The sequence below is a fragment of the Streptomyces sp. WAC05292 genome (assembly GCF_003949955.1).
GTDB classification, from domain to species: Bacteria; Actinomycetota; Actinomycetes; order Streptomycetales; family Streptomycetaceae; genus Streptomyces; species Streptomyces globosus.
The window spans coordinates 1-10,197 of the sequence record NZ_RPSE01000220.1 but is presented as its reverse complement, the minus strand read 5'-3'; the positions used below and the strand labels follow the sequence as shown (position 1 = coordinate 10,197).

Below are 10,197 nucleotides of genomic sequence, written 5' to 3'. Positions count from 1 at the left end.
TCCCGATGCAGTCCCAGATGTCCGACGTGCCGTACGGCCCGTTACCGGCGTTTCGCTGCAATGGCCGCGGATTCCGACCCCCGCCCCCTAAGGCCGGGAGCGGGCGGAGGGGGGGTTGGGGCCCGGCCCCCTGCGGAAGGTCACCCGGTTACCCCGGCGGGCCGGGAAGGGCCGGGAGCCGGAGGCCGGGGCCGAGCCGGGGCCGGGGCCGAGCGCGGGCCGGAGCCGCGGCTCGGGGTGCCGCGGCTCGGGGTCCCGGGGCTCAGTTCGGCAGGGCGCGGAGCGTCGCCAGCTGCGTGGTGAACCAGGCCGCCGGCGGCAGGGCCGTGGCCGCCGTGGCCAGGCGCTTCGTGCGGGCCGCGCGGTCCTCCGGCGGCATCGTCAGGGCCGCGTGCAGGGCCTCCGCCGTCGCCGATACGTCGTACGGGTTCACCGTCAGCGCGTCCGCGCGGAGTTCGCCGTACGCACCCGCCCCGGTCGACAGGACCAGCGCGCAGCCGGCTTCCGAGATGACCGGGATCTCCTTCGCGACGAGGTTCATGCCGTCGCGGACGGGGTTGACGAGGGCGACGTCCGCCATGCGGTAGACCGCGAGCGAGCGGGCGAAGTCGTCCTGGACGGAAAGGAGCACCGGCTCCCAGTCGGCGGTGCCGTACTCCGTGTTGATCTCCGCCGCGAGGTCGCGGACCGCCTGCGTGTACGCCCGGTACTCCGGGAGGTCCTGCCGGGAGGGGTAAGCGGACGCGAGGTGGACGACGCGGCCGTGCCATTCGGGCCGGGTCGCGAGGAGCTCCCGGTAGGCCAGCAGGCCGCGGACGATGTTCTTCGACAGTTCCGTGCGGTCCACGCGGACGATCGTCTTGCGGTCGCCGATCGCGGCCCGCAGCTCGGCGAGCCGTTCGTCGACCTCGGGCCGGCCGGCGAGCCGCCGCAGTTCGTCGGCGTCGACGCCGAGCGGGAAGACCGCCACGTCGGTGCGGCGGTGCCGTACGGGGCCGAGGGGGTTCTTCGCGACGTACCGTTCGCCGCCGGTCCCGGCCGGCATCATCGGCTCGGCGGTGCCCCGCTCGTCGTCGAGGCGGGCGGAGCCGAGGAAGGAGTGAGCCCACGCCCAGGTGTGGAAGCCCAGCAGGTCGGCGCCGAGCATGCCCCACAGCAGGTCGGCGCGGATGTCGTCGGGGAGCATCTGCAGGAATTCGTGGGAGGCCCACGGGGTGTGCGTGAAGTGGGCGATGCGCAGGTCGGGGCGGAGTTCGCGGAGCATGCCGGGGACGAGGGCGAGGTGGTAGTCCTGCACGAGCACGCAGGCGCCCTGCCCGGCCTCCTCGGCGAGGGCTTCGGCGAAGGCCCGGTTGTAGGCGGTGTACGCCTCCCACTGGCGGCGGAAGGCGGCGTCGAAGACGGGGGTGCGCGGGATGTCGTACAGGTGGTGGTGGGTGAACCAGAGGACGGAGTTGGCGATGCCGTTGTACGCGGCGTCGTAGGTGTCGGGATCGATGTCCAGCATCCGGACGCCGGGCTCGGCGACGCCGCGGCGGACGGCCTCGCGGTCGCCCGGGGAGAGGGCGGCGCAGATCCACAGCGCGCCCGGCTGCTCGGCCAGGGCGGCCGACAGCCCGGAGACGAGGCCGCCTCCGCCGCGGCGGGCACCGAGGGTGCCGTCGGAGTCGAGGTCGTAGGAGAGCGGACCGCGGTTCGCGGCGACGAGTACCTGGGAAGCCATGCGGCGAACCTAGCCCGGCCCGCGCCCGCTCAAACGTCCGGTTTCACCCGTGTTCGCCCGCCGTCACGCCACGCGTCGGACCGTGTACTCCTCGATGTCGGCCATGGGCGGCCGCTCCTCGGTGTCCACGGGGTGGGTGCGCGGTTCGAAGCCGTGCGGCCCGCGTTCGAACTGGGTCAGCGCCGGCCGCACCTGCGGGTGCCCCCGGCGGTGGCCGGGGGAGTGCCCGCGGGAGAGCCGCAGTTGCGCGGTGCGGTAGATCGCGGCGGCCATCCGGCCCAGCGCCTGCCCGTCCTGGTGCCGGTGGAGCCGGACGCCCACGTCCACCTGGGCGAGGGCGTCGAGCCCGACGGTGTGCAGGGCGTCGACGAGGAGGCCCAGCTCGACGCCGTAGCCGACGGGGAACGGCAGCCGCTCCAGCAGGCTGCGGCGGACGGCGTACTCGCCGCCGAGCGGCTGGACGAAGCCGGCGAGCCGCGGCCAGTGCAGGTTGAGCAGGGGGCGGGCGACGAGTTCGGTGACGCGGCCGCCCTGGCCGGGGGCGTCGCCGAGGGGGCGGTCGTACATGGCCTTGACGAAGTGCACGTCGGGCTCGGTCAGCAGCGGGCCGACGATGCCGGTGACGAACGCGGCGGAGAAGTCGCGCAGGTCGGCGTCGACGAAGCAGACGACGTCCCCGGTGGTGGCCAGCAGCGAGCGCCACAGCACCTCGCCCTTGCCGGGGACGGCCGGGATGCGGGGCAGGATGTCGTCGCGGTGGACGACCGTGGCGCCGGCCTTCGCGGCGACCTCGGCGGTGCGGTCGGCGGATCCGGAGTCGACGACGACGAGCTCGTCGACGAGCGGGTACGGCAGCCCGTCGACGAGTTCGCGCCGGATGACCTCGACGATGTCGCCGACGGTCGCCTCCTCGTCGAGGGCGGGCAGGACGACGCTGACCCTGGTGCCGGCCGCGCGTTTGGCGGCCAGCAGCTGGTCGAGCGGCCGGTCGGCCGCGGACCAGGAGCGGTCCGCGAGCCAGCGCTCCACCTCTTCCAGCACGTTCGGCTCTCCCTGCTTCCCTCGGCCGGTTCGGCCGAAAAATGATCCATCTCGCGCTTCGGACGGCTGTCTCAACCGCTCGGAGCTTCGGTTACAGTCTTGAACAACGCGAAGGACCGCCGCATGCCGGGGGTCCTTCCGACAAATGCCGGGGTGCGCCGTCGCGCGCCCCGCGCCATACCGCTCATCCAGAGGGGCAGAGGGACACGGCCCGTTGAAGCCCCGGCAACCCTCCAGTCGGTTTCCCGCCGCTGCGTGCAGCAGCAGCGAGGTCCCCGGCTAGGGAAGGTGCCAATTCCGTCTCATGGCGAAGTGCGCCATGGGGAAGATGAGGAGAAAGGGCCTCGCCGATCATGGCTGCACAGACCGTTGCCGTACCTTCCGCCGGAACCTCCGCTTCTGCGCCCTCCGTGGACCTCGGCCCCGCGGCCGGGCTTTCCTGTCGCGAGTGCGGCACCCGCTTCGAGCTCGGACCCATTTTCGCCTGCGCCGAGTGCTTCGGGCCCCTCGAAGTCGCGTACGAGCTGCCGACCGGCGACCCGGAGGCGCTGCGCGCGGCGATCGAGGCCGGCCCGAACAACATCTGGCGCTACGCCCCCCTGCTGCCCGTCCCCGCGGACGTGGCCTCCAAGCCGAGCCTGAACCCGGGCTTCACCAAGCTCGTCGATGCCGAGAACCTGGCCAAGGAGCTGGGCGTCACCGGCAAGCTGTACGTCAAGGACGACTCCGGCAACCCGACGCACTCCTTCAAGGACCGCGTCGTCGCGATCGCGGTCGAGGCCGCCCGCGCCTTCGGCTTCACCACCCTGTCCTGCTCCTCCACGGGCAACCTGGCCGGCGCGGTCGGCGCCGCCGCGGCGCGCGCCGGCTTCCGCTCCTGCGTGTTCATCCCGCACGACCTGGAGCAGGGCAAGGTCGTCATGGCGGGCGTGTACGGCGGCGACCTCGTCGGCATCGAGGGCAACTACGACGACGTGAACCGCTTCTGCTCCGAGCTCATCGGCGACCCGCTGGGCGAGGGCTGGGGCTTCGTCAACGTCAACCTGCGCCCGTACTACGGCGAGGGCTCGAAGACGCTGGCGTACGAGATCTGCGAGCAGCTCGGCTGGCGGCTGCCCGACCAGATCGTGGTGCCGATCGCCTCCGGCTCGCAGCTCACCAAGATCGACAAGGGTCTGCAGGAGCTCGTGAAGCTGGGCCTGGTCGAGGACCGGCCGTACAGGGTCTTCGGCGCGCAGGCCGAGGGCTGCTCCCCGGTGTCGACCGCGTTCAAGGCCGGCCACGACGTGGTCCGCCCGCAGAAGCCGAACACGATCGCGAAGTCCCTCGCGATCGGCAACCCGGCGGACGGCCCGTACGTGCTGGACATCGCGCGCCGCACCGGCGGCTACGTCGAGGACGTCACCGACGAGCAGGTCGTCGAGGCCATCAAGGTCCTGGCCCGGACCGAGGGCATCTTCGCGGAGACCGCCGGCGGCGTGACCGTCGGCGTGACGAGGAAGCTGATCGAGAACGGGCAGCTCGACCCCTCGCTGACCACCGTCGTCCTCAACACCGGCGACGGCCTGAAGACCCTGGAGGCGGTGGCCGCCGACAGCGGGCAGACCGCCGTGATCCGCCCGAGCCTGGACGCGTTCCGCGCCGCCGGCCTGGCCTGACCCTCCCCTGCACCCCGCTGCACCCCGCGCCCGGAAAGGCAGAAGCGCCATGAGCGTCAACGTCCGCATCCCCACCATCCTGCGCACCTACACCGGCGGCCAGGCCGAGGTGCCCGCCGAGGGCGCCACCCTCGCCGAGGTCATCGCGTCGCTGGACGCGAACCACCCCGGGATCGCCGCGCGCGTCCTGGACGACCAGGGCAGGCTGCGCCGCTTCGTGAACGTGTACGTCAACGACGACGACGTCCGCTTCGAGGGCGGGCTGGAGGCGGCGACGCCGGACGGCGCGGGCGTGTCCATCATTCCGGCCGTCGCCGGCGGCTGCTGACCGCACGCACGCACCCTTACGCACGCGCACGACCCCGATTACCCCCTCCGGCAAAAAGCGGAGGGGGTAATTCTGCTTGGTTGGGCGCGGTAGAGTTGGGGAAGTCCCCTCCGCTGTTCTTGCCCGCCGCATATGAACGGGTCGCGTGATGGGTGACATTGAGTCAATGTGCGGGTGCGTTATGGGGCTTTGGCGCGATATGCCAGGTCCGAGTTGCCCGGGAATATGACAAATTTTCGGTCTATTTTCCGCTTTCGGTGTGACCAGATTTCTCGTCGGATTGACCTGTTGCAGACAGCACCGGTGCAGATACATTCAGCCGCGGTCGAGGCGTTCCGGCGCAAGTTCTGACCCGGGACCGCGAAGTGCGGTCCTGCGCAAGGGCCAGTAATAGGGGAGTTAGGCATGGCTCAGGGCACCGTCAAGTGGTTCAACGCGGAGAAGGGCTACGGCTTCATCGCGGTCGACGGTGGTGCGGATGTGTTCGTCCACTACAGCGCCATCCAGATGGACGGGTACCGCACCCTTGAAGAGGGTCAGCGGGTCGAGTTCGAGATCTCGCAGGGCCAGAAGGGTCCGCAGGCGGACATGGTCAAGCTCGCCGTCTAGTCCCGGCGCGATCGACCACCGACGCATACACGAGGGTCCGCATCCTGAGGAGGGGTGCGGGCCCTCCGTGCGTTCCGGGCCGGGGCCGCTCCGCCGCCCTTCCGGCCGCCGGCGCCGCGGCGGGCGTGTCGCCTGCGGTGGCCGGGGATGGCGGGAAGCCGCTTGCACTCGCGGGGGTCGAGTGCTAATCATTGGCGTTAGCACTCTACGAGTGAGAGTGCTACTACACGGGACCGGGTCGGTGAGGCCCGCAGGTCCGGCGGGAAGGAACCGCCGGTCACGCAGGCCGTCCGTCGCGGGCGCGGACGCGGTCCGGAGCAATCCACCCCTCCCCGCGCGCCTGGCGGCGCAGGGGGAAACCCCAGTCCTGGAGGACCACTTCAGATGGCCAAGATCATTGCGTTCGACGAGGAGGCCCGGCGCGGCCTCGAGCGCGGCATGAACCAGCTCGCCGACGCCGTCAAGGTCACCCTTGGCCCCAAGGGTCGCAACGTCGTCCTTGAGAAGAAGTGGGGCGCCCCCACGATCACCAACGACGGTGTCTCCATCGCCAAGGAGATCGAGCTCGAGGACCCGTACGAGAAGATCGGCGCCGAGCTGGTCAAGGAAGTCGCCAAGAAGACGGACGACGTCGCCGGCGACGGTACGACCACCGCGACCGTCCTCGCCCAGGCGCTCGTCCGCGAGGGCCTGCGCAACGTGGCGGCCGGCGCCAACCCGATGGCCCTCAAGCGCGGCATCGAGAAGGCCGTCGAGGCCGTCTCCGGCGCCCTGCTGGAGCAGGCGAAGGACGTCGAGACCAAGGAGCAGATCGCTTCCACGGCCTCCATCTCCGCCGCCGACACCCAGATCGGCGAGCTCATCGCCGAGGCCATGGACAAGGTCGGCAAGGAAGGCGTCATCACCGTCGAGGAGTCGCAGACCTTCGGTCTGGAGCTCGAGCTCACCGAGGGCATGCGCTTCGACAAGGGCTACATCTCGGCGTACTTCGCCACCGACATGGAGCGTATGGAGGCGTCCCTCGACGACCCGTACATCCTGATCGCCAACTCCAAGATCAGCAACGTCAAGGACCTGCTGCCGCTCCTGGAGAAGGTCATGCAGTCGGGCAAGCCGCTGCTGATCATCGCCGAGGACGTCGAGGGCGAGGCCCTGTCGACCCTGGTCGTCAACAAGATCCGCGGCACCTTCAAGTCCGTCGCCGTCAAGGCCCCGGGCTTCGGCGACCGCCGCAAGGCCATGCTCGGCGACATCGCCATCCTCACGGGCGGCACGGTCATCTCCGAGGAGGTCGGCCTCAAGCTGGAGAACGCCGGCCTGGACCTGCTGGGCCGCGCCCGCAAGGTCGTCATCACCAAGGACGAGACCACCATCGTCGACGGTGCCGGTGACAGCGACCAGGTTGCCGGTCGCGTGAACCAGATCCGCGCCGAGATCGAGAACTCCGACTCGGACTACGACCGCGAGAAGCTCCAGGAGCGCCTCGCGAAGCTGGCCGGCGGCGTGGCCGTCATCAAGGCCGGCGCCGCGACCGAGGTGGAGCTCAAGGAGCGCAAGCACCGCATCGAGGACGCCGTCCGCAACGCGAAGGCCGCCGTCGAGGAGGGCATCGTCGCCGGTGGTGGCGTGGCCCTGCTGCAGGCCTCCTCGGTCTTCGAGAAGCTGGAGCTGGAGGGCGACGAGGCCACCGGTGCCGCCGCCGTCAAGCTGGCCCTCGAGGCCCCGCTGAAGCAGATCTCCGTCAACGCCGGCCTCGAGGGCGGCGTCGTGGTGGAGAAGGTGCGCAACCTGACCCCGGGCCACGGCCTGAACGCCGCGACCGGCGAGTACGTCGACATGATCGCCGAGGGCATCATCGACCCGGCGAAGGTCACGCGCTCCGCCCTGCAGAACGCCGCGTCGATCGCCGCGCTGTTCCTGACCACCGAGGCCGTCATCGCCGACAAGCCGGAGAAGGCCGCCGCCGCTCCGGGCGGCATGCCGGGCGGTGACATGGACTTCTGATCGGCCCCGCGCTGATCGGCTGTTCCCGACCGAGGGCGGCACCCCTTCCATCCGGAGGGGTGCCGCCCTCGGCGTGTTTCAGGACGTGGACCGGAATCCGGCCGTGTCGAACTCGAAGCCGAAGGGCTCCGCGACGGTCAGGGGCTTCCCGAAGGGCACCGTCTGCCGGGAGCGGTAGCCGTGCGGCGAGGGGTCGGAGAAGCAGGTGATCTCCGACTCCTGCATGTCGACGACCAGGTAGACGGGCACCAGGCGGCCGTACACCTCCAGCTTCTCCACCCAGTCGGCGTCCCGGGTGGAGACGGAGGTGGACTCCGCGACCAAGGAGAGTGCGGACCCGTCCGCACTGCGGCCGTCGGCTTCGAAGGCCGCCTCGTCGGCCGAGAAGAGGGAGGGCCCGTACGCGCGCCCGGGCGAGGGGAACCGGAACAGGACCGGGGCGGCGTCGACGACGTGCCCCTGCGGTGCGTGGGCGGCGATCCGCTCGCGCAGGACGCGCAGGCAGCGCAGGGACCGCGGCCCGGGCCACGTCGAGACGATGATCTTCCCGCGGATGAGCTCCGCCCTGAAGCCGTCCGGCGCGGCCATCTCCTCGACGGTGCGCAGAAGGCTTTCGAACACGGGCCGGGGCAGGCCCTCCGGGGCGGCGTCCCGCTCGGTCGTCATGGTCGTCACCGTCTCCTCCGGGGCGGGTGCCGGGCGCCGACGCCCTGCGCGGGTGGGTCCACGGTACGGCGGGGCGGGCGCCGCGGCCGGAGACGGGCGGAGCCGCCACCCCGGCGGGTGGCGGCTCCGGAACGGGGAAGGCCTCAGGCGGCCGGGAGGGCCTTCAGGAAGTGGACGTCCTCGTGGCCGCCGGGGAAGCCGGGGACGCGGGCGGTCTCCTCGTAGCCGTGGCGGGCGTAGAACGCCGGCGCCTGGAACGTGAACGAGGACACCGTGATCGAGCGGCAGCCGCGGGCCGCGGCCTCGGCCTCCGCCGCGGCGAGGAGCCTGCCGCCCCAGCCGTCGCGCCGGCTGTCCTCCCGCACCCACACCATCGCGATGCCCGCCCGGTCGCCCCAGGTCCAGCCGCTGAGGCCCGCGACGAGGTTCCCCGCGGCGTCTTCCACGCGCACGGCGAACTCCTCGGGGGCGCTGCCGGACGCCTCCCTGTTGAAGGCGTCCAGCTCCTTGCCGAGGCGTTCGTCGAGGCCGGAGTCGGGGCCGCCGGTGGTGAGGGTGTGCGTCGCGTCGGTCATGCGCCCAGTCTTCAAGATCGCCCGGAGCGCGTCACGCGGATTTGTTTCACTGGGTGCATGAGCGACCTCTTCGTGAAGATCTGCGGTCTGAGGACCGCCCGCGACGTCGATGCGGCCGTGGCCGCGGGCGCCGACGCCGTCGGGTTCGTCTTCGCCCCGGGCAGCCCCCGCACCATCGGCGCCGCCGAGGCCCGGGAGCTCGCCGCGCGCGTGCCCGCCGGGGTCCTGACCGTGGGCGTCTTCCGCGGGCAGCCCGTCGAGGAGGTCCGGCGCCTGACGGACGGGAGCGGCGTACGGGGCGTGCAGCTGCACGGCGACGAGGGCCCCGAGTTCTACGGGGCGCTCCGCGCGGAGGGCCGCACCCTGCTGCGGGCCACCGCCCTGCGGGTGGAGCGGTGCGGGGAGTACGGGGAGGACCTGCTGCTGATCGACGCCCCCGACCCGGGCTCCGGCAAGCCGTGGAACTGGGCCGCGAAGGAGTTCACGGCCCCGCTCGGGCAGTGGCTGCTGGCCGGCGGCCTGGACCCGGCGAACGTACGGGAGGCCGTGGAGACGACCGGTGCGTGGGGCGTGGACGTCTCCAGCGGCGTCGAGAGCGAGCGCGGCGTGAAGTCCCCGGATCTGATCAGGGCGTTCGTCGCGGCCGCCCGCGGCTGAGACCGGGGCCGGCGCCCGGTCCTGCCGTCAGCGGACGACGCGGGCGGCGATGGCGCGGGCGCAGTCCAGGGATTCGGTGTGCGTGGTGTCGACCTCCACGTCGTAGACCATGCCCCGGTGGACGGTCTCGGCCTGGAGGGCGGCCATGCCGGGGGCGCGGTCGCCGCGGGCGGTCTCGCGGCCGGCGGCCACCTCGGCCTTGCAGCGCACGCCGACCCAGAGGACGTCCAGCCCGCCGAGGACGGCCTCCCACCTCTCGCGGGACTCGACGCCGCCGAGGAAGACGTCGTCGACGACGATCCGGGCGCCGGCCCGGGCCATCTCGGCGACGCCGGCCCGCCAGGCCGCCTCCAGCGCGGCGAACGCCGGCCCGGTGCTGACGGCGCCGTCGGCGCCGATGTCGAGACCGGCGTCCGAGGAATGCATCGCCGCGGGCATGGTCTCGATCAGGGTGTCGACGCCGATGGCGAGCCAGGGCTCGGGCAGCACGGCCTGGAGGCAGCGGGCGATCCCGGACTTGCCGGAGCTGGAGCCCCCGTTGAGGACGATCATCTGTGTGGCCACGGCCCCACGGTAGGCCCGCACCGCCGGGCCCCGGCAACGGGTTTTTCCTCATGGCGGCTTCCTGTGCGGACCCCCCGATCGTGGGACGCTGGACGGAGGCGAAGGTCAGGCGGTCGCGCCGGCGCCGGAGGCTGCCCCGTCCTCCTCGACGGATTCCACCAGCGGCGTCTCCTGGAGGGCGGTGACCTGCTCGGGGGAGAGCGGTGCGGCGAAGCCGTTCAGGGCGTGCCGGTACACGTGCACCGGGGTGATGCCGTAGGAGCGGGCGACGGTGCCGGGGTCGAGGCCGCGGCGGACGGTGATCAGGTACGTCGGCCAGTCGGCGGGCGCCGCGGCCGCGGCGCCCGCCGACTGGCCGACGTACCTGATCAC

General features: G+C 72.1%; 11 protein-coding genes and 1 riboswitch. Of the genes, 5 read left to right on the top strand and 6 right to left on the bottom strand.

Annotated elements, in window-relative coordinates; translation table 11 throughout:
* Window positions 1–262: 262 nt before the first annotated feature.
* Window positions 263–1,723, bottom strand: a complete 1,461-nt coding sequence (locus EF903_RS21215) for a trehalose-6-phosphate synthase (RefSeq protein WP_125545499.1) — start codon at window positions 1,721–1,723, stop codon at window positions 263–265.
* A 63-nt stretch (window positions 1,724–1,786) separates the two neighbouring features.
* Window positions 1,787–2,764, bottom strand: a complete 978-nt coding sequence (locus EF903_RS21210; protein WP_125545498.1) for a glucosyl-3-phosphoglycerate synthase — start codon at window positions 2,762–2,764, stop codon at window positions 1,787–1,789.
* A 181-nt stretch (window positions 2,765–2,945) separates the two neighbouring features.
* Window positions 2,946–3,099, top strand: a riboswitch (SAM riboswitch).
* An 18-nt stretch (window positions 3,100–3,117) separates the two neighbouring features.
* Here EF903_RS21210 and thrC point away from each other — a divergent pair.
* The 4 genes from thrC (at window position 3,118) to groL (ending at window position 7,363) form a co-directional block, all read left to right on the top strand.
* The gene (gene thrC / locus EF903_RS21205) at window positions 3,118–4,422 is read left to right on the top strand and encodes a threonine synthase (protein ID WP_125545497.1); all 1,305 of its coding nucleotides are present in this window, start codon (window positions 3,118–3,120) and stop codon (window positions 4,420–4,422) included.
* A gap of 49 nt (window positions 4,423–4,471) precedes the next feature.
* Entirely contained in the window at window positions 4,472–4,750 is a 279-nt protein-coding gene (locus EF903_RS21200) for a MoaD/ThiS family protein (protein WP_125545496.1), read from the top strand.
* A 405-nt stretch (window positions 4,751–5,155) separates the two neighbouring features.
* Window positions 5,156–5,359 carry a cold-shock protein gene (locus tag EF903_RS21195; protein WP_005315736.1) on the top strand — a complete coding sequence of 68 codons (204 nt, stop codon included), beginning with the start codon at window positions 5,156–5,158 and terminating at the stop codon, window positions 5,357–5,359.
* 384 nt (window positions 5,360–5,743) lie between these two features.
* On the top strand, window positions 5,744–7,363 hold the full coding sequence (groL, locus tag EF903_RS21190) for a chaperonin GroEL (RefSeq protein WP_114058065.1): 1,620 nt from the start codon (window positions 5,744–5,746) through the stop codon (window positions 7,361–7,363).
* Window positions 7,364–7,441: 78 nt separating this feature from the next.
* Here the strand turns inward: groL and EF903_RS21185 are convergent, their stop codons facing one another.
* On the bottom strand, window positions 7,442–8,029 hold the full coding sequence (locus EF903_RS21185; protein ID WP_125545500.1) for a Uma2 family endonuclease: 588 nt from the start codon (window positions 8,027–8,029) through the stop codon (window positions 7,442–7,444).
* A gap of 143 nt (window positions 8,030–8,172) precedes the next feature.
* The gene (locus tag EF903_RS21180; protein WP_125545495.1) at window positions 8,173–8,604 is read right to left on the bottom strand and encodes an N-acetyltransferase; all 432 of its coding nucleotides are present in this window, start codon (window positions 8,602–8,604) and stop codon (window positions 8,173–8,175) included.
* Window positions 8,605–8,661: 57 nt separating this feature from the next.
* Here EF903_RS21180 and EF903_RS21175 point away from each other — a divergent pair, with 57 nt between their 5' ends.
* On the top strand, window positions 8,662–9,261 hold the full coding sequence (locus EF903_RS21175) for a phosphoribosylanthranilate isomerase (protein ID WP_125545493.1): 600 nt from the start codon (window positions 8,662–8,664) through the stop codon (window positions 9,259–9,261).
* A gap of 27 nt (window positions 9,262–9,288) precedes the next feature.
* On the opposite strand, the gene cpt is transcribed toward EF903_RS21175, so the two are convergent.
* Both cpt and EF903_RS21165 read right to left on the bottom strand, forming a co-directional pair.
* Complete coding sequence (cpt, locus tag EF903_RS21170; RefSeq protein WP_125545491.1) at window positions 9,289–9,825, bottom strand: chloramphenicol phosphotransferase CPT; 537 nt, start codon at window positions 9,823–9,825, stop codon at window positions 9,289–9,291.
* A gap of 105 nt (window positions 9,826–9,930) precedes the next feature.
* A partial coding sequence (locus EF903_RS21165) for a protease inhibitor I9 family protein (protein ID WP_185902751.1) occupies window positions 9,931–10,197 on the bottom strand: 267 nt, incomplete at its 5' end.

Excerpts from the sequence above, each read along its gene's own strand:
- EF903_RS21215 (WP_125545499.1), bottom strand. The coding sequence starts at position 1,723 with ATGGCTTCCCAGGTACTCGTCGCCGCGAACCGCGGTCCGCTCTCCTAC.
- thrC (WP_125545497.1), top strand. The coding sequence starts at position 3,118 with ATGGCTGCACAGACCGTTGCCGTACCTTCCGCCGGAACCTCCGCTTCT.
- EF903_RS21200 (WP_125545496.1), top strand. The coding sequence starts at position 4,472 with ATGAGCGTCAACGTCCGCATCCCCACCATCCTGCGCACCTACACCGGC.
- EF903_RS21195 (WP_005315736.1), top strand. The coding sequence starts at position 5,156 with ATGGCTCAGGGCACCGTCAAGTGGTTCAACGCGGAGAAGGGCTACGGC.
- groL (WP_114058065.1), top strand. The coding sequence starts at position 5,744 with ATGGCCAAGATCATTGCGTTCGACGAGGAGGCCCGGCGCGGCCTCGAG.
- EF903_RS21185 (WP_125545500.1), bottom strand. The coding sequence starts at position 8,029 with ATGACGACCGAGCGGGACGCCGCCCCGGAGGGCCTGCCCCGGCCCGTG.
- EF903_RS21180 (WP_125545495.1), bottom strand. The coding sequence starts at position 8,604 with ATGACCGACGCGACGCACACCCTCACCACCGGCGGCCCCGACTCCGGC.
- EF903_RS21175 (WP_125545493.1), top strand. The coding sequence starts at position 8,662 with ATGAGCGACCTCTTCGTGAAGATCTGCGGTCTGAGGACCGCCCGCGAC.